The organism is Pseudarthrobacter leeuwenhoeki (assembly GCF_055412885.1).
The window spans coordinates 107,815-127,929 of the sequence record NZ_JBVAYY010000009.1 but is presented as its reverse complement, the minus strand read 5'-3'; the positions used below and the strand labels follow the sequence as shown (position 1 = coordinate 127,929).

The 20,115-nt window shown below is 65.8% G+C and carries 18 protein-coding genes; 12 read left to right on the top strand and 6 right to left on the bottom strand.

From position 1 onward, the window contains the following. The first annotated feature begins 26 nt into the window (after window positions 1-26). From ACZYX4_RS10060 to tgt, 3 genes are read left to right on the top strand one after another with little or no spacing between them, the layout of a single operon-like run. Entirely contained in the window at window positions 27-1,064 is a 1,038-nt protein-coding gene (locus ACZYX4_RS10060; protein ID WP_463875434.1) for a DUF6707 family protein, read from the top strand. Window positions 1,065-1,112: 48 nt separating this feature from the next. Further along, window positions 1,113-1,838: an SRPBCC family protein gene (locus ACZYX4_RS10055; RefSeq protein WP_463875433.1), complete on the top strand. Its 726-nt coding sequence runs from the start codon at window positions 1,113-1,115 to the stop codon at window positions 1,836-1,838. 33 nt (window positions 1,839-1,871) lie between these two features. Further along, entirely contained in the window at window positions 1,872-3,179 is a 1,308-nt protein-coding gene (gene tgt / locus ACZYX4_RS10050; protein WP_463875432.1) for a tRNA guanosine(34) transglycosylase Tgt, read from the top strand. A gap of 97 nt (window positions 3,180-3,276) precedes the next feature. On the opposite strand, the gene ACZYX4_RS10045 is transcribed toward tgt, so the two are convergent. After that, window positions 3,277-3,972, bottom strand: a complete 696-nt coding sequence (locus tag ACZYX4_RS10045; RefSeq protein WP_463875431.1) for a queuosine precursor transporter — start codon at window positions 3,970-3,972, stop codon at window positions 3,277-3,279. A gap of 577 nt (window positions 3,973-4,549) precedes the next feature. Further along, window positions 4,550-5,959 carry an MFS transporter gene (locus ACZYX4_RS10040; protein ID WP_463875430.1) on the bottom strand — a complete coding sequence of 470 codons (1,410 nt, stop codon included), beginning with the start codon at window positions 5,957-5,959 and terminating at the stop codon, window positions 4,550-4,552. A gap of 142 nt (window positions 5,960-6,101) precedes the next feature. Between ACZYX4_RS10040 and ACZYX4_RS10035 the strand changes: the two genes are divergently transcribed. Further along, window positions 6,102-6,983: a hydroxymethylpyrimidine/phosphomethylpyrimidine kinase gene (locus tag ACZYX4_RS10035; RefSeq protein WP_463875429.1), complete on the top strand. Its 882-nt coding sequence runs from the start codon at window positions 6,102-6,104 to the stop codon at window positions 6,981-6,983. A gap of 138 nt (window positions 6,984-7,121) precedes the next feature. Here ACZYX4_RS10035 and ACZYX4_RS10030 read toward each other — a convergent pair whose 3' ends face one another. Beyond that, window positions 7,122-8,603, bottom strand: coding sequence for a helix-turn-helix domain-containing protein (locus tag ACZYX4_RS10030; protein ID WP_463875428.1), 1,482 nt, complete (start codon window positions 8,601-8,603; stop codon window positions 7,122-7,124). A 171-nt stretch (window positions 8,604-8,774) separates the two neighbouring features. On the opposite strand from ACZYX4_RS10030, the gene aceA reads away from it, so the two are divergent. The 5 genes from aceA (at window position 8,775) to ACZYX4_RS10005 (ending at window position 15,328) form a co-directional block, all read left to right on the top strand. Then, window positions 8,775-10,088, top strand: a complete 1,314-nt coding sequence (aceA, locus tag ACZYX4_RS10025; protein WP_463875427.1) for an isocitrate lyase — start codon at window positions 8,775-8,777, stop codon at window positions 10,086-10,088. A gap of 277 nt (window positions 10,089-10,365) precedes the next feature. After that, window positions 10,366-12,030, top strand: coding sequence for a malate synthase A (aceB, locus tag ACZYX4_RS10020; RefSeq protein WP_463875426.1), 1,665 nt, complete (start codon window positions 10,366-10,368; stop codon window positions 12,028-12,030). Between the two features lie 444 nt (window positions 12,031-12,474). After that, window positions 12,475-13,233: a hypothetical protein gene (locus ACZYX4_RS10015; RefSeq protein WP_463875425.1), complete on the top strand. Its 759-nt coding sequence runs from the start codon at window positions 12,475-12,477 to the stop codon at window positions 13,231-13,233. 2 nt (window positions 13,234-13,235) lie between these two features. Next, window positions 13,236-14,570 carry an O-antigen ligase family protein gene (locus ACZYX4_RS10010; RefSeq protein WP_463875424.1) on the top strand — a complete coding sequence of 445 codons (1,335 nt, stop codon included), beginning with the start codon at window positions 13,236-13,238 and terminating at the stop codon, window positions 14,568-14,570. A gap of 80 nt (window positions 14,571-14,650) precedes the next feature. Continuing rightward, window positions 14,651-15,328: a hypothetical protein gene (locus tag ACZYX4_RS10005; RefSeq protein ID WP_463875423.1), complete on the top strand. Its 678-nt coding sequence runs from the start codon at window positions 14,651-14,653 to the stop codon at window positions 15,326-15,328. A gap of 1 nt (window position 15,329) precedes the next feature. On the opposite strand, the gene ACZYX4_RS10000 is transcribed toward ACZYX4_RS10005, so the two are convergent. After that, on the bottom strand, window positions 15,330-16,523 hold the full coding sequence (locus ACZYX4_RS10000; protein ID WP_463875422.1) for an MFS transporter: 1,194 nt from the start codon (window positions 16,521-16,523) through the stop codon (window positions 15,330-15,332). Between the two features lie 507 nt (window positions 16,524-17,030). Between ACZYX4_RS10000 and ACZYX4_RS09995 the strand changes: the two genes are divergently transcribed. From ACZYX4_RS09995 to ACZYX4_RS09985, 3 genes are all read left to right on the top strand, one after another. Continuing rightward, complete coding sequence (locus ACZYX4_RS09995; protein ID WP_463875421.1) at window positions 17,031-17,573, top strand: N-acetyltransferase family protein; 543 nt, start codon at window positions 17,031-17,033, stop codon at window positions 17,571-17,573. A 55-nt stretch (window positions 17,574-17,628) separates the two neighbouring features. Beyond that, window positions 17,629-18,348: a DsbA family oxidoreductase gene (locus tag ACZYX4_RS09990; RefSeq protein ID WP_463875420.1), complete on the top strand. Its 720-nt coding sequence runs from the start codon at window positions 17,629-17,631 to the stop codon at window positions 18,346-18,348. 74 nt (window positions 18,349-18,422) lie between these two features. Then, window positions 18,423-19,061: a TetR/AcrR family transcriptional regulator gene (locus tag ACZYX4_RS09985; protein WP_463875419.1), complete on the top strand. Its 639-nt coding sequence runs from the start codon at window positions 18,423-18,425 to the stop codon at window positions 19,059-19,061. Window positions 19,062-19,082: 21 nt separating this feature from the next. Here the strand turns inward: ACZYX4_RS09985 and ACZYX4_RS09980 are convergent, their stop codons facing one another. Then, on the bottom strand, window positions 19,083-19,763 hold the full coding sequence (locus ACZYX4_RS09980; protein ID WP_463875418.1) for a LytR C-terminal domain-containing protein: 681 nt from the start codon (window positions 19,761-19,763) through the stop codon (window positions 19,083-19,085). Beyond that, window positions 19,756-20,055, bottom strand: coding sequence for a type II toxin-antitoxin system VapB family antitoxin (locus ACZYX4_RS09975; RefSeq protein WP_463875573.1), 300 nt, complete (start codon window positions 20,053-20,055; stop codon window positions 19,756-19,758). The genes ACZYX4_RS09980 and ACZYX4_RS09975 overlap by 8 nt, the downstream gene beginning before the upstream one ends. Window positions 20,056-20,115: the final 60 nt, after the last annotated feature.

Sequence of the window (20,115 nt, the reverse complement as noted above, 5' to 3'; positions counted from 1 at the left end):
GACCGCAAAAGAATTTAAGGACTGCAATGACCCACCCCCCGGCCGCCCCGCACCATATCGAACAGCAGGCTGGATCTCTGCAGAGCGGCGATCATCTGCTCTTGCCCGACGGCAACCGCTCCGCCGAAATCCAGCGTGTGGACATCGAAACCGACGATTTCGGCACCCCCGCCGTGGTTGTGGCGACCCTCACGGGAGGCGGCGGGCTCCGGATCGCGGCGTCCTCCACCGTCCTGATACTCGGCGCCCCCGCCGAGGCTGAGGCAACCACCCTTGGGGATGCCGGCTCCGCTCTGCAGCCCGGCGAACCCGCCGCCGGCGCGGGCAGCGTCCAGCGCGGCGCAGCCGGGCAGGACAGGAACGCGGAGGCCGGCGGCGCCGCCGCTCCCGCCGTCGTCCTCCCTCCCCTGCCGCCTGTTCCGCCGGTGGTGAGTGGCCCCACTGACGAGGACCTGGCACTGATCCCTGCCCTTGAGCGCACGCCCGAGTCCGTGGTTCAGTCCGTGGCCGAGGCCCACCCGGGCTCGGCAGGAGTGCTGCTGCTCAGCGAACGGCTGGCCAAGGGCATCAACACGAAGTCCGGCAGCTGCCTCAAGGACCTCAGTGACCTCGCGCAGGAGCTGTTCATCATCCTCAAGGACGCCGAAAACGCTCTCGCCGTTGCCGACCTGCTCAATGTGCTGCCCTTCGACGGCAACCGCGGCCGCTGGGCATCGGTGGAGGCCTCTCTTTCCCTGTCCAGCTACATCTGCCGCCAGGTCGGCCAGGAGGAACGTGCCGCTGTGTACGAGAAGTTCCTCCGCTCCCCCGATGCCATGGAGACGGACCCGTTCAAGGCCCGGATCAACGCCAAGGTGCGCCAGCGCTCGCTCAACGAACCGAACCTGTACGACAAGGAGATTTTCCGCTCGATCGACAACTCGAATCCGGATGCCGAACGCGAATGGCGGCTCCTGCGGCTTGAGGCGCTGCTCTTCCTGCGTGCCCACGGCGGCTCGGAGACCATCGGCGCCCCGGAGCTGGACCGCCGGATCGGCAACGAACTTGAGTCCGTCCGTTCCTGAGGCGTTTGGCCCCTACCCCCTTCCGGCCGGGCGTTGTAGATTCACCCCATGACGAACAATCTGAGCGTTGTGATCAACTCCGACGCGCAGCAGGTCTGGACAATGCTGCGCGAGCCCGCCAAGGTTGCCCAGTGGCACGGCTGGGAAGCCGACGACCAGGTGTCCGAGATCAATGAGATCTATTTCAGCCCCAATGTCATCGAAGGCGCCGACCACACCTCCCTGGTGGTCGACGGCGGGGACGTCTTCACCCTGAAACCGGTCCCGTCCGGCACGGAAGTCAGCGTCACGCGGGCCGCGGTGGACCACAATTCCGAGTGGGCCGCCTGGGATGAGGACATCACCCAGGGCTGGCTGACCTTCATCCAGCAGCTCCGCTTCGCCCTCGAACGGCATCCGCACGGCAACCGCCGGACCTTGGTCTTCTTCGTCCCCGGGAACGATGGGTCCGCAATCGAAAAGCTGGGCCTGTCCGACGTCCCCAAGCCCGGCGACCCGTACTCGCTGACCCTGGCCACGGGCGAGGAAGTCTCCGGCAAGGTCTGGTTCCGCAGCACCCACCAGGTGGGGCTCACGGTCCACCACTACGCGGAACACGGCGAAGGCCTGGTGATCGTGGCGGACCAGCCGGCCACCAAGGACATCAGGCCTGAGGGCGGATCCCTGGTCATCGTCTCCACCTATGACCTCGGGGCGCACCAGCTGGAGTCCATCCGCAACTCCTGGGACACGTGGCGGGCTGAGAACTACCCCACATCCGATCCGCTGCACTAAGGGTTGGAGGCTGTTAGCTGGCACACTTGAACGGTGCCAGCCAATCCTGAAACACCCGTGTCATCGCCCCTGCCGGCCCGGCAGTCCGAGTTTTCCTTCCGTGTGGGCAAACGCCTGAGCGAAAGCTGCCCACCGTCGGAGGCCCAGGTCCTCGCCAACGGCGGGGAGTTCCTCGGCCGCACCGGCACCATCACCACACCGCACGGCGAGATCCAGACCCCGGCCTTCATCGCGGTCGGCACCAAGGCTACGGTCAAATCGGTCCTCCCGGAATCCGTCGCCGAGCTTGGCGCGCAGGCAGTGCTGGCCAACGCCTACCACCTGTACCTGCAGCCGGGCGCGGACATCCTGGACGAGGCCGGCGGGCTGGGTGCCTTCATGAACTGGCGCGGGCCCACGTTCACGGACTCCGGGGGGTTCCAGGTGATGAGCCTGGGCTCGGGGTTCAAGAAGGTCATCAACATGAAAACTGCGCCTGTTGCGGACACCGCCGTCCCCGACGACGCCGTTGCCCCCGGCAAGGAACGCCTGGCCCATGTGGATGAGGAAGGCGTGTGGTTCAAGAGCCACCTCAACGGCGACCGGCACCGGTTCAGCCCCGAAATCTCGATGAACGTCCAGCACCAGATCGGCGCTGACATCATGTTCGCGTTCGACGAGCTCACCACGCTGCAAAACTCCCGCGGCTACCAGGAGGAATCCCTGGAACGCACCCGGCGCTGGGCGGAGCGCTGCGTCACCGAGCACTTCCGGCTCACGTCCGGGCGTGTGGGCAAGCCCTACCAGGCGCTCTTCGGTGTGATCCAGGGCGCCCAGTACGAAGACCTGCGCCGCAAGGCCTGCCGCGACCTCGGCGCGATGAACTTCGACGGCTTCGGCATCGGCGGGGCCCTGGAGAAGGAGAACCTGGGCACGATCGTGCGCTGGTGCAACGAGGAACTGCCCGAGAACAAGCCCCGGCATCTGTTGGGCATCTCCGAGCCGGACGATATCTTCACCGCGATTGAAAACGGCGCGGACACCTTCGACTGTGTCTCACCGACCCGGGTGGCCCGGAATTCGGCGTTCTACCACCCCACCGGCCGGTACAACCTCTCCGGCGCCATGTACAAGCGCGACTTCGGCCCGTTGCAGGAAGGCTGCGACTGCTACGCCTGCCTGAACTACTCCCGGGCCTACATCCACCACCTGTTCAAGGCCAAGGAAATGGTCTCCGCCACACTGATCTCGATCCACAACGAGCGCTTCGTGGTGAAGATGGTCGACGACGCCCGTCTCGCCATCGAGGCCGGCACCTTCTTCGAGTTCAAGGCCGAGACCCTGGGGCAGTACTACTCCTAGGGGAGTCCCGCCTCCAGGGCCGCATCCCGGGCTGCCGCTCGCCGTCGAAGTCGCCGGATGCATCCGAAATCGCCGAGAACTCGGTTCAGAGCCCCGCCTACGCCCCGTAGCTCGGTTCGCGCTTCTTGATCCAGCCGATCGCGGCCGCGGTGACCGGGACGAAGAGGAACTCCACGAGGGTCTTGTAAAGGAAGCCCACGACGACGTAGTTCACGAACGTGCCGCCGTCGGTAATGCCGATGACAGAGGCGGCGATGCTGCAGAAGATCAGGGTGTCCACGAACTCGCCGGCGACGGAGGACCCCATGATGCGTGCCCAGAGGGACTTCTCCCCCGTGCGTGCCTTCATCTTCACGAGGATCCACGCGTTAATGGTCTGCCCGGCCAGGAACGCCAGCAGGGAGGCCAGCACAATCTGCGGGACCGGGCCCAGCGCGCCTTCCAGCGCGGCCTGCTTGGCAACCCCGAAGTCGTCGTCAAAGCCCGGCAAGGCGATGATGATCCAGTAGCAGAGTGATGCAAAGACGGACAGCGCGAAGGCGGTGATGATGGCCTTGCGGGCCACCTTGAACCCGTAGACCTCGCTGATGACGTCCCCGAGGATGTAGGCCAGCGGGAAGAGGAAGAAGCCGCCGTCGGTGATGACCGGGCCGATCGCGACCCCCTTCGATGCCCCGATGTTGGACAGAATCAGCACCACGGCCATGACGGCCAGCAGGATGGCGAAGGAGGAGGAACCAATTGAGGCGAACTTTGGCGGCGCTGCGGCCGGAAACGTCTGGGCGGTAGGCATGGGTATTCCATTCATAGTGGTTCGCTCGGCGTCCCGGATCCTCGGGGGGAGGACCACGCTGGGCAGCCGGCTGTATTAGCACTGGACGGGTCCGGAGAACTGGTGCCGGAACCGGCTCCCATTCTCTCACCCGGAGCCGGGAACTGTTGTTGGAGCGGCAGCGGGGGCCTGCCTCCCGGCTGCAGGCCCCCGCCCCGCTGCAGGCACGCGGCCCCGCTGGTATTTCGGCCTGGCTGCCGGTTACCCCAAGGACAGCGGTTTCGCCCGGCAAGGCGATGATCCGGTGGGTTGCGTCCGAACGCAGCGCCGAAGTACCGGCAGGCCCGGTGAAAGACCTGGCCTGGAGGAGGATCAGCCTGCGGCGGTCTTTTACCTGCCTGATGATTCCGGTGGCGTTGGCAACGCAATGTTCACCCCCGGAGTCTGTCGCAACCGCCGGATTCGCCCGCCGCGCCTCCCGGGGATCGACCGGGCAACCGGCCCCCGGACGACGACGGCGGGCCGCCGGCTGCCGGACCGTAGTCCCGGAGCCGGCAACCCGCCGTCGTGCTCACCGCCGGTTTGGCAGCCTGCGGAGCTAGCGGCGCGAGCCGACGAGGTCCTTGTCGTCGTCCTTGCGGCCGTCGGCCGGCACAGCCCGGGCGGCAGAGGGCTCCCATGCGTGGCCCTGCTCGTGGTCCAGGTGTGTGGACTTCTTGTTCTTCAGCGCGAAGATGTAGACCACCAGCGAGATGGCGATGGCCACGGTGACGTAGGTGAAGAACAGGTCCACGCGCTCGGCCTTCTGGAACGCCGCACCCAGCAGCGGAACCGTGCCGCCGAACAGCGAGTTCGCGATCGCGTAGCCGAGGCCGACGCCGAGGGCCCGGATGGAAGCCGGGAACAGCTCCGCCTTCACGAGGGCGTTGATGGAGGTGTAGCCGCCGACGATCAGCAGGCCACCCATCATCAGCAGGAATGCGGTGAAGGGATCCTTGGTGCCGGCCAGGGTGGAGAGCAACGGCCAGGTGAACAGGACACCGGTGATGCCGAACCAGAGCAGGAGCGGCTTGCGCCCGACCTTGTCGGAGATAAGGCCGTACACCGGCTGCAGCAACATAAAGATCAACAGCGCCCAGAAGTTAATCACCGAGGTCTCGGTCTTGGCGATGCCGGATGTATCGTTCATGAACTTCAGGATGAAGTTGGTGTACGTGTAGAAAGCCACGGTGCCGCCGAGTGTGACGCCAATGCAGATCAGCAGCGGCTTCCAGTACTCGGTGATGAGCAGCTTCATGGTGCCCGGCTGGGCAACGCCGGCCACGGCCGGAACCTTGGCGGCCTCGACCTGCTCCGCAGACACGGTTTCCTCCATCGACCGCCGCAGCCACAGAACCACCAGCGCGGCCACGCCGCCGATCGCGAACGGGATCCGCCAGCCCCACTCGGTCAAGGTGGACTTGTCCATGGTGTTCTGCAGGATGACCAGGACCAGCAAGGCCAGCATCTGGCCGCCGATCAGCGTGACGTACTGGAAGCTGGAGAAGAAGCCGCGGCGCTTGGAGGTGGCGGCCTCTGACATGTAGGTGGCGCTCGTGCCGTATTCGCCGCCGACGGAGAAGCCCTGGATGAGCCGGACCAGGATCAGCAGGAGCAGAGCCCAGACGCCGATCTGCTGCGTCGTCGGCAGGATGGCGATGGCGAAGGAACCGGCGGACATCATCGTCACGCTCAGGGTCAGCGCTGCCTTGCGTCCCTTGCGGTCGGCGTAGCGGCCGAAGAACCAGGCACCAACCGGGCGCATCAGGAACGACGTCGAGAAGACGGCCATGGCTTCAAGGCCCGCCTGGAGCTCGTCCTTGGAATTGAAGAAATGCGACTGGAAATAGGCCGCGAAGACTGTGTAAACGTAGAGGTCGTACCACTCGACGAGGTTGCCGGCGGAGCCTTTGAGAATATTGCTGACGGCTTTTCTCGTCTGCGCCGATTCGGACAGCTGGGTGCTCATCAATGAACCTTCCTGGATCCGGCGCCGCAAGAAAGCAACGCCGTCCGCCACGTTATTCGCGGTGATCCGGGGCACGTGGGTTGTGTTCATATTGGTCATGTGCACAATGCGGCGGGTTTTCCTGGAATGGCAGGATAGGTCCATGACTCCCACCTCTTTTGACCCCGCCGCCCCGGCTGTTTCCGGCACCGCCCCCGACGCGGCCACGCCCGCCGTCGCCCTGACCATCGCCGGTTCCGAAGCGACCGGCGGCGCCGGCGCACAGGCTGACCTGAAGACCTTCCAGGAACTTGGCGTCTTTGGCATCGCCAACCTGACGTGCATCGTCTCCTTCGATCCGCAGGACAACTGGAACCACCGCTTCGTCCCGATCGACCAGCAGGTCATCGCCGACCAGTTCGAGGCGACGACGGCGGCCTATGGTGCCGGGTCCGGCGCACCGTCCGTGCTGGATACCGTGAAGATCGGCATGCTGGGCAGCCCGGCGACGATTTCGACGGTCGCCTCGGCGCTGGCCGGCGCTGCGTTCAGGAACGTGGTGCTGGATCCGGTGCTGATCTGCAAGGGCCAGGAGCCGGGCCACGCGCTGGACACGGACCAGGCCCTCAAAGCGCAGATCCTGCCGCTGGCCACGTTTGTCACGCCGAACCACTTCGAGGCCGAGTCCCTCTCCGGACTGGAAATCACCGACCTCGAGTCGCTCAAGGCCGCCGCCGTCCGGATCCACGAGCTCAGCGGAGCCACGGTGCTCGCCAAAGGCGGAGTGCGCCTGGCCGGCCCCGACGCCGTCGACGTCTACTACGACGGTGAGACGCTGGAAGTCCTGTCTGCCCCGAAGGTGGGCGAAGTGGCAGTCTCCGGTGCCGGCTGCTCGCTGGCCGCCGCTGTGACGGCCGAGCTGGCCAAAGGCGCGACGCCTCTGGAGGCAGCCCGGACAGCCAAAGCTTTTGTGACCGCCGGGATCCGGAACCGGCTGGCCTCGGGAGCGCCGTTCGACGCGCTCTGGCAGGGCGGCCCGCGCTAACCGCAACGTCGGAGCGACCGGAGGTGCCGGAGGTGCCGGAGGCGCCGGAGACGCCCGCACTTTGACGCCGTCGCAGGGAGCAACTCGTCGGAGACCGCGCGGTTTACCGGAAACTCCCGGGCCGCGGGCGCGCCCTTGTCAGCTCCCCGAGTGCGCCTGCAGGAACGAGTAGACCTCAGTCTCGTCCACACCGGGGAAGGCGCCCGGCGGCATCGCGGCGAGCAGGTGCGAGTGGGCCCGCGCCGAGGGCCAGGCGTTGCCGGCCCATTCCGAGGTCAGGGCCGCCGGCGGGCGCCGGCAGCAGCTTTCGTCCGGGCAGGTCGACTTGGACCGCTCCGTGGTGTCCCGGCCGCGGAACCACTTCACCTGCGCGTAGGGAACCCCTACGGACAAGGAAAATTCGCCGTTGGCGGAGCGCTCGGTCCGCGCCGTGCACCAAAAGGTCCCGGCCGGGGTGTCGGTGTACTGGTTGTACGCGCTGAACTTGTCCGGCACGTCGAAGACCATCCGGGACGTCCAGTTCTTGCAGGACGGCTGGCCCTCGATGGCGCCGGTATGGTCCTGCGGGAACGTCACGCCGTCGTTCTCGTAGGCCTTGTAGATGATGCCGCTCTTATGGGTCTTCTGGAAGTGCGTCCGCAGGTCCAGGTGCTGGGTGGCGAGGTTGGTGAAGCGGTGCGCGGCGGTCTCGTAGGACACCGCGAAGGCATCCCGGATGTCCTCCACTGCGATCTCCCTGGCCTGCTTGGCCTGCTGCAGGAACTCCACGGTCGCCTGCTCCGGGAGGAGGAGCGCGGCGGCGAAGTAGTTTGTGGCCACCCGCTGCATCAGGAAGTCACCGTAGTTGGTGGGGGTCTGGTGCCCCAGAACGTAGTGGCCCAGCGCCTGCAGCAGCACCGAACGCGGGTCGTGGTCGCTGCGCGCGTTCTGCGTGAGATAAATCCGGCGGTTCTTAAGGTCGGTCACCGAACGGGTGGAGTGCGGCAGATCGCCCACGTGGTGGAGGCTGAACCCGAGGTGCCCGGCGATGTCCGCGATGACGTGATGGGACAGCGGGCCGCTCGTGTGCCCCACGGAGGCCAAGACCTTCTGCGCTTCGGCCTCGTACTCCGGGAAGTAGTTGTTCCGCTCGCGCATCATGGCGCGCAGTTCCCCGTTCGCGCGGCGGGCCTCCTCCGGCGTCGCGACCTGCTCGTTCAGCCGGCGTTCCAGCTCGTGCTGCAGCCCCACCATGGACTCCAGCACATCCATCGGGAGCCGCGAGCTGATACGGATCTTGGGCAGCTTGAGGGACTCGTAGATGGGGCTGCGCTGGTAGCGTTCCAGCTCGATCTCCAGGGCGGCGCGGCGGTTGGGCGGCTCCGCGCCCAGCAGCTCGTCGATGCTGACGCCGAGTGCCGCGGCAAGCTGCTGGAGCAGGCCGAGTTTGGGCTCGCGCTTGCCGTTCTCGATCAGGCTCAGCTGGCTGGGGGCGGTGCCCACCGTAGCGCTCAGGTCATCGAGCGTGAGTCCGGCGGCCTTGCGGAGGTGGCGGACGCGGCGGCCCATGCTGATGACGTCCACCTCCGGGACAGCGGGCGAGGCGGCGGAGGCGGGGCGATTCCAACTGGCGGGGTGCATTTATTGAGAATACGCGAAGAAGTGCATTTCTTTCCACTCTTTTCCTCTAGAAAGCTGATTGAAAGTATAGAAAAGTAGGTCTTACGGAAAAAGTTACACCGCCCGGGATCAGCCGGACCGAACTGTGAAGAAGCAGCCGGGCCGGCCCCGGACCTCACCAAGGAGACAAAGATGACTGCAGCATTTGAGCCCGCCCAGACGCCCGAAGAGCAGGCCGCCGCACTGGAGCTCGAGTGGGCTGCCAACCCGCGCTGGGCAGGTATCACCCGCGACTACAAGGCCTCCGACGTCGTCCGCCTCCGCGGCCGCGTCTCCGAGGAGCACACCCTGGCCCGCCGCGGCTCCGAGAAGCTGTGGAAGCAGCTGACCACAGAGCACAAGGAAGGCAAATACACCAACGCTCTCGGCGCACTGACCGGCAACCAGGCCGTGCAGCAGGTCAAGGCCGGACTCCGCGCCATCTACCTCTCCGGCTGGCAGGTTGCCGCTGATGCCAACAACTCCGGCCACACCTACCCGGACCAGTCCCTGTACCCGGCCAACTCGGTTCCGACCGTGGTCCGCCGCATTAACAACGCCCTGCTCCGCGCCGACCAGATTGAATTCTCCGAGGGCATCCAGACCGTCGAGGACTGGATGGTCCCGATCGTCGCCGACGCCGAGGCCGGCTTCGGTGGCCCGCTCAACGCCTACGAGCTGATGAAGTCCATGATCCAGGCCGGCGCCTCGGGCGTGCACTGGGAAGATCAGCTCGCTTCGGAGAAGAAGTGCGGCCACCTCGGCGGCAAGGTCCTGATCCCCACCCAGCAGCACGTCCGTACCTTGAACGCGGCCCGCCTGGCCGCCGACGTCGCGGGTACCCCGTCCGTCATCATCGCCCGCACCGATGCCGAGGCAGCCACCCTGATCACCTCCGACGTCGACGAGCGCGACCAGGAATTCGTCACCGGCGAGCGCACCGCGGAGGGCTTCTACAAGGTCCGCAACGGGATCGAACCCTGCATCGCCCGCGCCAAGGCCTACGCACCGTACTCCGACCTCATCTGGATGGAAACGGGCACCCCTGACCTGGAGCTGGCCCGCAAGTTCGCTGAATCCGTCAAGGCAGACTTCCCGGACCAGATGCTTTCCTACAACTGCTCCCCGTCGTTCAACTGGAAGAAGCACCTCGACGACGCCACGATCGCCAAGTTCCAGCGCGAACTCGGCGCCATGGGCTTCACCTTCCAGTTCATCACCCTGGCCGGCTTCCACGCCCTGAACTACTCGATGTTCGACCTCGCCCACGGTTACGCCCGTGAAGGCATGAGCGCCTACGTCGAGCTGCAGGAGAAGGAATTCGCCTCCGAATCCCGCGGCTACACCGCGACCAAGCACCAGCGCGAAGTCGGCACCGGCTACTTCGACGAGATCGCAACCGCGCTCAACCCGAACGCATCCACCCTGGCTCTGGCGGGATCCACCGAAGAAGGCCAGTTCCACTAAAGATTCAGCCCAGGGTGAGCGGTTGATTCCGCTCACCCGAAGGCACGACGGCGGCGCTTGCGTCCGCCGGCGCGGCTTACGTCCGGCCTTCGGTCCGGCATTGCTCGGCCTGCTATTCCCCATGTCCGGGTCCGACCTCGCTGAGCGGGGACGGGCCCGGACATAGGGCCCCTTTTACGCAGGCTGCCGCAATGCCGGCACCTTCGGCCTCGTATTCACCACACCAGCGCAAACCGCACCCGCCGTCGAGCATTTACTTCTCCGAGGAGAGATTGAAATGAACAGCTTCACTGACAACTTCACCATCAACGGGGTTACGTTGACCGCCCAGCCGATCTGCCGGCAGAGCGAGGTCCTGACTCCTGACGCCTTGGCGTTCGTTGCCAAGTTGCACAAGGCGACCAAGGGACGGCGGATGGAACTGTTGCAGGCCCGCCGGGACCGCCGCCAGCAGATCGGCAAAGGCCAGGACCCGCGGTTCCTCCGCGAGACCGAGTCCGTCCGGAACGATCCGAACTGGCGCGTTACTCCCCCGGCTCCGGGCCTTGAGGACCGCCGCGTCGAGATCACCGGCCCGGTGGACAAGAAGATGACCATCAACGCGCTGAACTCCGGCGCCAAGGTGTGGCTCGCGGACATGGAGGACTCCTCCACCCCGTCGTGGCGCAACGTTATCCAGGGCCAGCTCAACCTCACCGATGCCCTGGAGCGCCGGATCGACTTCACCTCCCCGGAGGGCAAGGAATACAAGCTCCGCCCCGCCGAGGAGCTGCCCACGATCGTGGTCCGGCCCCGCGGCTGGCACCTGCCGGAAAAGCACATGCTCATTGACGGCGCCCCGATCGCCGGCGGCATCGTCGACTTCGGCCTGTACTTCTTCCACAACGCCCGCCGGCTGATCGCCCAGGGCAAGGGCCCGTACTTCTACCTGCCGAAGATCGAGAACCACCTCGAGGCCCGCCTGTGGAACGACATCTTCGTCCTCGCCCAGGACCTGCTCGGCATCCCGCAGGGCACCATCCGGGCCACCGTGCTGATCGAAACCATCACGGCCGCGTTCGAAATGGAGGAGATCCTCTACGAACTGCGCGACCACGCCGCAGGCCTGAACGCCGGCCGCTGGGACTACATCTTCTCGCTGATCAAGAACTTCCGCACCCGAGGCCCCCGCTACGTCCTGCCGGACCGCAGCCAGGTGACCATGACCCAGCCGTTCATGCGCGCCTACACCGAACAGCTGGTGCGGGCCTGCCACAAGCGCGGCGCCATGGCGATCGGCGGAATGGCCGCGGCCGTCCCCAACCGCAAGGACGCCGAAGCCAACGCGATCGCCATCGAGAAGGTCCGCGCGGACAAGACCCGCGAGGCCGGCGACGGCTTCGACGGCTCCTGGGTGGCCCACCCGGACCTGGTTCCGGTCTGCCGCGAGGTGTTCGACGGCGTCCTCGGCGACCGCCCGAACCAGCTCGACCGGCTCCGCGAGGATGTCACCCCGGACGACCGGGCCCTGCTCGACATCGCCTCCACCACCGGAACCATCACCGAGCAGGGCATCCGGAACAACCTCGAGGTCGGCATCCGCTACATCGAGTCCTGGCTCCGCGGCAACGGCGCCGTGGCCATCCACAACCTGATGGAGGACGCCGCCACCGCGGAGATCTCCCGCTCGCAGCTGTGGCAGTGGATCTTCGCCCGGGCCATCACGGACCAGGGCGACGTCATCACCCGCGAATGGGTCGAGGACATGCTGGACGAGGAGTTCGCCAAGCTCGAACGCTTCGAAGGCGACCGCTTCGCCGATGCCCGGGACATCTTCGAGGAAGTCACGCTCACCGCGGCTTTCCCGGCCTTCCTGACACTTCCGGCTTACGACCGGTACCTGCATGAAGCGCGCGACGGCGGCGACGTCCCCACCGAGGATCACGCCCTCACCCCGGCCTAAGTCCGGTACAGGAGCACTCCGCAAGGTACAGATTTCCGTCTGCTGGGCTGCCATGCCCTTCGCAACAGGCACCCCCGAAATCCGGGGCGGTGGCCCAGCGACGGAAGACCCCCTCGGGGACTCGACAACGGCGTCGAGATGACAGTTAAGGCCCATGTTCCTCGCGAACATGGGCCTTAAGTGTCACCTCAGCAGGCGGTGGGCTTGTTCGCCACCGTTGGTGAACTAGTCCTTCTTGGTCCCAATACCTGCAATCTAAGACGGACTACTTGACTTCAGTGTGACTACTGTAACGCCAAGCTGCCCGCCGTTAGGATGTGACAACCCGAATGCACCAGCCCGCTCGTCAGGCTCGTGCACTTCAACGGAGGCAACAAATGGAATTCAGGTCCGACCCAGTGGCGAAGCGACCAGTCCGAGTATGCATCACGCCCGAAGTCAGAGGTGACCGTGCTGTTGCGTGATTTGGGCAACGGTCTCCTGCGACGCTGGTACTTTGTCGTCATCGGGTTATTGCTGACTGCTGGCGCTGCACTGTTGTTGTCCTCGGTCGTGCCGCCAGTTTACAAAGGGACTGCGCGGGTGGTGCTCATACCACCGGAGTCCCTGGTCACTCCCGGAGGAAACCCTTACCTGTTTTTGGGAGGCCTTGATCAAGCGCTCAGCGTGCTCAACGTGAGGCTTGGTTCAGGATCTGTCCAGGAAAAGATCCTGAAAGGTCACGCCGGAACAGGCTATGTTGCAGAGAAGGACATCGCGTCCTCTGGACCCATCATCCTGATCACATCGGAAGGTGAGAGCCCGGCAAGCAGCCTTCAGGTACTCGACGACGTACTGAAGGTGGTACCCCAGAACCTTGAGATCATGCAGGACCAATTGAATGTTCCATCCTCATCCCGCATTACCGCCATGACGATTGTCCGGGAGAGCGAGCCCCAAATTGACGGGAAGGCTCAGCTCCGGGCTGTCTTGGCCGCCCTGGCTTTGGGTGTTTGCGTCACCGTGCTGGCGACCGGACTGCTCGACCGCCTAATTTCGTCCCGCACCGGTACACAGCGGCGGCGACGCAAGGACCTGGGTGAGGATGATCAGCCCCAGGATGGCCCTTCCCCGGGCGACGATCCGGCCCCGGAGATTGAACCTGAAGAAGAAGTCCCGACCATGGCACCGAACAAAGTCCCGACCATGGCACCGAACAAATAGACGTGGCTGCCGTGTCCACGCCAAGGCTGGGGCGTCACGAGTCGGTCATCGCCAAACTCCGCCCATCCAGCGGCCCTGATGCAGTCACCGTCATCACGTGGTACGCCATTTTGCTGTTCGTGGTTCCTACCGACCAGGGGATCGCAGCGCTTGGTAGTGCGGGTTCGCCGGCCTATCTACTGGCAATTGTGGCGTTGTTATGGTGGGCGTGGCATCGTATCCAAGGCCCCACCCTCGACGGGCCACAAAGTATCCAGTGGGTTCGCACCGCGGCCCTCATCTTCGTCGGCGCGTGCGTGGCAAGCTACTCAAAATCGGCCTTGGTAGCTTTGCCTTCATCGGATATCAGCGTCGCTGACTCGGGACTCATTATGGTCGGAGCGCTGGCTGGCATCCTGCTCATCGCAAACGACGGGATTACCCGCGAGGACCGTTTTATGGTCCTCGTGAGAAGGCTGACCTTGTTCGCCGGCCTCTACGCCGGGTTAGGGCTTGCACAGTTCTTTACTGGCTTGAACTTTGTGGACACGTGGCAGATTCCTGGATTGTCGGCAACCGGGAATGTCGGCATTGGAGACAGGGGCGGTTTCGTGCGTGCGGCCGCGACAGCCACCCACCCCCTGGAGTACGCCGTCGTGCTGGCAATGATGTTGCCTTTCTGCCTGACCGCCGCCATCTACGATCGGTCCCGGTCTGCCTTCCTACGCTGGTTTCCGGTCGCGACAATAGCCCTTTCCGCCGTTTTGTCCGTCAGCAGGTCAGCTTTCATTTCCTTGGCCGCTGTTCTTTTGATTCTGATTCCGTCGTGGTCGCCTGCAGTCCGACGGGCCGGCGGATTCGTCATGGCGTTGGGTGCGGTAGCAGTGTATGTGGCCGTTCCAGGGATGGCCGGCACCATAGTGGGGATGTTCTCCGCCAGTGACTCGAGCGTCGCATCCCGAACCGACAGCTATGACGACGCAATATCCTTCCTGCTTGTCAGTCCTTGGTTCGGGCGCGGATTCGGGACGTTCCTGCCCGCCTATCGAATCCTGGATAACCAGTATCTGGGCACCAGCATCGAAATCGGACTCGTCGGTCTCGTCAGCTTCTTGGCCGTCATCGTCTCCGCCGTGACTGTGGCTATTTCCGCCCGTCGTCTCGGCACAGGCGAGCCGATGCGAGCCATGGGGCTGGCCCTGGTCGCCTCCATGGTGGCGGGCAGCTTGAGTTTCGCCTTCTTCGATGCCTTTAGCTTCCCGCAGGCTTGCGGCTCGCTTTTCCTGGTCGCAGGCCTTTGCGGCGCCTATGCAAACGTCCGGCGAAGTGCTGCCCCGGCGACGGACGAACAGCAATGAGAATCCGCAATCAGCTTCGACGCGGCGTAGCGCGTGGTCGGACGAGGATGATGCGGCGTTGGTACTTTTCCTTGGCCATAGTGGTCCTGATGTTGCCGGTCCTGGTCGTGGCCCACGAGGAAACGGGCGTCTACTACTCCAAAACGGATGTGCGCTTTATGGCGCCATTGCCCATTGAAAGCAACGTCTTTCAGGCCGACCCGCTCCAAATAGTCCCCTTCGCGTCGATCGTCAGCCATCGCTTCAATGCAGAAGACCGGAACGTTCATCCGCGTAGCACTTCGGCCCCGCTCTACGCATCGGGTGTCCGTAAAGGGCACCAGGTCTACCTCCCCAATTCGGGAGGTCAGTGGCAGGTGAGCTACAGCCGCCCTGTAATAACGGTCGAGGTTGTCGGGGAGTCCGCCGAAGACGTGGCGGCTGAGCGCGATCAGATCGTGAATCGGATTTCCGCGCTTGCTCAGGCTACGCAGCAGGAACGCGACATCGGTTCGCAGCTTCGCGTAACCACGGAGCTGGACCTCACCACGGCCTTCATAACGTATGTCGGGGTAAGGAACGGCAGAGCGGAATTGGCGCTCATTTTCTTGACAGTCGGCTTGGCCGTGGGAGTGCCGCTCGCGGTGGACCGGATCATCGCCCGCCGTCGCGAAGTATCCAGCGTACGGACCGGGACGAACGGTGGCGTGCGACGCCGAATGACCGCGTCCTCATCCAGCCCGGATAGGGAAAATGAGATGGCGCCGCCGGTTGCGTAGGTCAGTGCGCCTTGGGGACGTGGCGGAGGGAAAGCGCAGTCCCGAGGATGAACATCGCGACTGAGCCGAGCACCATCAGCAGCGGCCCGGTCCACGATTCCGAGACCCCGTTAACATAACCGAGCAGGGTTGGCGCCAGGGCGCCGAACGAGTAGCCCACACCCTGCACGACGGCGGACATCCGGCTGGCCGAGGCCTGGTCCCGGGCCAGCCGGATGATGGCGATGAAGATGAGCGTAATACCGCCGCCCTGGGCGATGCCGCCCAACGAGGACCACAGCCACCACAGCTCCGGCGCCAGCAGCAGGCCCACCGGAACGGTCAACCACAACAGCCCCAGGGTGAGTCCCACCGTCGTCGTGCTGGCGAAACGGGCCGCGAGCGGAACGCCCAGGCCGCCCACGATGGCGAGGATCTGGAACAGCGAGGAGCCGGCGCCTGCTTCCGCGGCCGTCATGCCGAGTTCGTCCGCAAGGATGCTGGGCAGCCAGGCGGTCACACCGTAGTAGGAGAACGCCTGTCCGGCGAATCCTGCGGTCAGCCCGACCGTAATCCAGCGCGACGCCCGCTTAATCCCGGCGCGGGCCGGCTCCGGGGCCGGAATTGGTTCCGGCCGGAACGCCCGGCTGCCGAAGGCGAGCACCCAGACCAGGAGTGCCGCGACGGCGAAGAGCCCGCAGGCGGCCAGGGCAAGCCGCCAGCCGAACAGAGCGGCAAGCGGCGCCATCACCATGGCGGTGACAAAGGAGCCGATGTTCAGGGCGGCGGTGTAGATGCCCATCGCCGTGCCCTGCCGGGCGGGGGCGAAGTCGCGCCGGATGATCAGCGGTACGACGATGTTGCCGATCGTGATGGCGACACCGAGAATCACCGTGCCCAGCATGACGACCGCACCATTGCCCGCCGACCGCACCATCACGCCCAGCAGGACCCCCAGCAGGGTGAGCATGATAGCGACTTCCGCGCCGAGCTTGCGTCCGGTCAGCGAGGCGAGCGGCGCGGCAAGGGCGAAGCACAGCACCGGGATGCCGGTCAGGAGACCCAGTTCCACCGGGGAGAAGCCGAGGTCCGCCTGCATCGGGCCGACCACTGACGCCACGGCCACGAACGGGCCGCGCATGTTCAGTGCGATGAGCCCGATGGCGGCCAGCAGGATCCAGCCGCGCGGCACGTTCGCCGGGACGTTGGCGCTCATGGGTGCCCCGGCTCGGCCAGCGGGCGGAAATATGCTTTCATTAGTCCCATTGCTATCACGGGCCCCCGCCGGACCCGGCGATTATGACACCCGCACAGAATGATCGGCGGCATCACCGGCATCCCGGTGGCATGTTCCGCCGGGCCGGGCAGGCCGATCCCGCCGGCCCAACCAGTCCGGGGTGCACCATCACATTGATGGGGGCCAGCCCGGCGGAACGGGGCAGCCCGGCGCGGGTGCGGGCTTTGCCGACTAGCAGGAGCTGCCGGCGGCCTTCCCGGCCGCCGACGCTCCAGCCCAGTTACTCGGTGTCTGGCCCCGCATCGGCCCATGAGACCGCAGGATCCCGAGGGCGCGGAGTGGTGCGGTCGAAAGTAACTGGGCGGGAGCATCGCAGCGCCGCCGGGGAGGGAGAATGGCCCTGTGAAATTTCCCGCGCTGCTGCGGCCTGCCGCCACAACACTTCATGAAGCGAAGACGGCCCCCTCCTCAGATTAGGGTTCTGGCATGACGCACGTAATCCGAACGGCAACCGCAGACGACGCCGGCAGGCTGGCCGCGCTGGCGGCCGTGACCTTCCCGCTGGCCTGTCCGCCGGGCTCGCCACCCGCAGATATCGCTGCGCACATCGCCACCACGCTCAGCGAGTCGAACTTCCGCGCCTATCTCGCCGATCCTGACGTCACCGTCCTGGTGATCGACGCCGGCGGCGAGCTGCTGGGCTACAGCCTCTTGGTCGCCCGGGCCACCCGGGACCCGGACGTGGCCGCGGTCCTGGCTGAACTGCCGTGCACGGAACTGAGCAAGTGCTACGTCCACCCTGACCACCACGGCATGGGCGCTGCAGCGGAGCTGATGCAGGCGAGCATCGCCGCTGCCGCGGGGGCCGGCGCCCGCGGGCTCTGGCTGGGCGTGAACAACCAGAACGCCCGGGCCATCCGGTTCTATGCGAAGTCAGGCTTCCGCCAGGTCGGCACCAAGTCCTTCACGCTCGGGAACACTGTGGAGCACGACTTCGTTCTGGAACGCCCGCTCCGGCCGATCCCGTGACCAAGCAGACAGCCCCCCGGGGAATGGAGCCGGCCGCGTCGGGGTTGTGGCAGGCATGAAGATTGAGATCTGGTCCGACGTCGCCTGCCCCTGGTGCTACATCGGCAAACGCCGCTTTGAAACCGCACTGGCGGCCTTCCCGCACCGCGAGACTGTGGAGGTGAAGTGGCGCAGCTACCAGCTGGACCCGTCACTGCCCGACCACTACGACGGCACAGTACTGGACTACCTGAGCACCCGCAAGGGCATGGCCCCGGCCCAGGCCGCCGGAATGTTCGCGCACGTGGCGGAGCAGGCCAGGGCCGAGGGTCTCAACTACCGTTTTGACGACGTCGTGGTTGCCAACAGCTTCACCGCCCACCGGCTGATCCACCTCGCCGCCGCCTACGGGCAGCAGGACGCCGCCAAGGAACGCCTGCTCAGCGACCATTTCGAACACGGCAAGGACATCGGCAGCCGGGACTACCTGACCTCGCTGGGACTGGACCTGGGGATCGTCGCGGCCGAGCTGGAGGAACTGTTCGCCACTGACAAATACGCCGACGACGTCCGGATGGACTTCGAGGAAGGCCGCGCGCTGGGCATCACCGGCGTCCCGTTCTTCGTGATCGACCGGAAATTCGGGCTCTCCGGCGCCCAGCCGGCCGAGACGTTCACCGCCGCCCTTGAGCAGGCGTGGCGGGACAGCCGCCCGCTCGAAATGGTCAGCGCCGCCGGCGGCGGGGACGCCCACGGAACCGCCGAGGCCTGCAGTCCGGAGGGCTGCGCCAGCTAGGGCCGGAATCCAAGGCCTGGAGCCCTACAGGCAATGAACGCCGGTTTGCTGACAGATCGCGCTAAAGTGTCCGTATGCCCAGGATTTCGGCCGCGAGCAACGCCGCCCAACGAGCCGAGACCCAGCACCGCATCCTGACGGCGTTCGGCGAGCTGCTGTTCACGCATGGGCTCCCGGGGCTGACCATGACCGACGTCGCACGGCACGCCCGGATTGGCCGCACCGCGGTGTACAACTACTACGCGGACATCGAAGAGCTTCTGATCGCCTACGCGCTGGACGAGACCGAGCGTTTCCTGATCGACCTGCGCGAATCGCTGGATGCGCTGGAGAACCCGGTGGACCGCCTGGCCCTGTACGTTCGTGCCCAGGTCGAGGATCTCAGCCGGCGCCATTTGCCGCCCGGCCCCGCGATGGGGGCTGTGCTCTCGCCGGTGTCGTTCGCGAAGCTGGCGGACCACGTCGGGGAACTCAGCGTGCTCCTGCAGGGCATCCTTAGGGACGGCATCGCCCAGGGCTACCTGCCCGCGGCGGATGCCACCGAGCTGGCGCAGCTCATCCACGGCACCCTGTCTTCCAGCGCCGCCCGCGGTGACGGTGCCGGCCAGGACGCCGAGGCGGAGGCCCGGATTGCCCGCACCGTGCGGTTCGTCCAGCTCGGCGCCGGGGCACGGTTCGACGACGACGGCCGTCCCCTGCTCGTTTCCTCCTGATCCCAGGAGCCGTCGGCGCGGCTAGCCGCCAGGGGTGGGCACAACCGCCGGCGTCATGGGCCGCCCGGATTCGTCCACGATCCGCCGGTCCTCGCGCGGGCAGCTCAGTTGCCCCGGCGTCTGGTCGACAAGTTCAGGATTCGCCAGTTCCTGGAAGTCTCCGGTGAGGATGACGTCCACGCTCGGGTCCGTCCGGCCGTCCTGGAAGTAGTCCGAGCCCGGCAGGTTCCGCTGGACACTGAACGCCGCGGACTGGCCCGCGGCTCCGGAGACGACCAGCGCCACGCCGCGGTAGCTCGAGGTCGTATTGGCAACGGCCCCGACGATGAACTTGCGGTCCGCGAACGCGTCGGCCACAGAGCGGGCCAGGCCCGGGCGGGAGGTCGAATTGTAGACGTTGAGGTTGACCTTTTCCGGCGGTGTGTAGTCGAAGCGCGCTTCGGGGCAGACGGACGCGGCGGCCTGGCTGCGCTCCGACGCCGGAATCTTGATCTGGCCGTTCATGATCGCCAGCGCCATCATAATCGCGGCGGCCACCAAGGCGACGAGCAGCACCAGGACGACCCCGTGCAGGATGCGTCGGCGCATCCTGACGGGATTGTCGTGCAGCTCGTCATCCTCCACGAAGGTGGCCCGCAGGTCCGGGCCGGTAATGACACGGTGCCCGTGCAGGACGGTGACGTCCTTTGGCTTTCTAGCCATTGATCACCAGCACCCGCGCATGGATGGCTGTGCGCTGGTGCAGCGCGGTCCGGACGGCGCGGTGCAGGCCGTCCTCCAGGTACAGGACTCCGCGGTACTCCACGACGTGCGGGAACAGGTCGCCGAAGAACGTCGAGTCCTCTGCCAGCAGCGCCTCCAGGTCGAGTGTGCGCTTGGTGGTCACCAGATCGTCCAACCGGACCGGGCGCGGCGGCAGCGCCGCCCAGTCCCTGGGCGTGCTGAAACCATGGTCGGGGTACGGGCGTCCCTCGCCCACGGCTTTGAATATCACCATCCAAGCGTAAGGAAGTTGGCCGGGCAAAGGAATCCACGACTCCCGGCGCCGGCAGGT

Excerpts from the sequence above, each read along its gene's own strand:
- ACZYX4_RS10060 (WP_463875434.1), top strand. The coding sequence starts at position 27 with ATGACCCACCCCCCGGCCGCCCCGCACCATATCGAACAGCAGGCTGGA.
- ACZYX4_RS10045 (WP_463875431.1), bottom strand. The coding sequence starts at position 3,972 with ATGCCTACCGCCCAGACGTTTCCGGCCGCAGCGCCGCCAAAGTTCGCC.
- ACZYX4_RS10030 (WP_463875428.1), bottom strand. The coding sequence starts at position 8,603 with ATGCACCCCGCCAGTTGGAATCGCCCCGCCTCCGCCGCCTCGCCCGCT.
- ACZYX4_RS09995 (WP_463875421.1), top strand. The coding sequence starts at position 17,031 with ATGACGCACGTAATCCGAACGGCAACCGCAGACGACGCCGGCAGGCTG.
- ACZYX4_RS10035 (WP_463875429.1), top strand. The coding sequence starts at position 6,102 with ATGACTCCCACCTCTTTTGACCCCGCCGCCCCGGCTGTTTCCGGCACC.
- ACZYX4_RS10055 (WP_463875433.1), top strand. The coding sequence starts at position 1,113 with ATGACGAACAATCTGAGCGTTGTGATCAACTCCGACGCGCAGCAGGTC.
- aceA (WP_463875427.1), top strand. The coding sequence starts at position 8,775 with ATGACTGCAGCATTTGAGCCCGCCCAGACGCCCGAAGAGCAGGCCGCC.
- ACZYX4_RS09985 (WP_463875419.1), top strand. The coding sequence starts at position 18,423 with ATGCCCAGGATTTCGGCCGCGAGCAACGCCGCCCAACGAGCCGAGACC.
- ACZYX4_RS09980 (WP_463875418.1), bottom strand. The coding sequence starts at position 19,763 with ATGGCTAGAAAGCCAAAGGACGTCACCGTCCTGCACGGGCACCGTGTC.
- ACZYX4_RS10000 (WP_463875422.1), bottom strand. The coding sequence starts at position 16,523 with ATGAGCGCCAACGTCCCGGCGAACGTGCCGCGCGGCTGGATCCTGCTG.
- ACZYX4_RS10040 (WP_463875430.1), bottom strand. The coding sequence starts at position 5,959 with ATGAGCACCCAGCTGTCCGAATCGGCGCAGACGAGAAAAGCCGTCAGC.
- aceB (WP_463875426.1), top strand. The coding sequence starts at position 10,366 with ATGAACAGCTTCACTGACAACTTCACCATCAACGGGGTTACGTTGACC.
- ACZYX4_RS09990 (WP_463875420.1), top strand. The coding sequence starts at position 17,629 with ATGAAGATTGAGATCTGGTCCGACGTCGCCTGCCCCTGGTGCTACATC.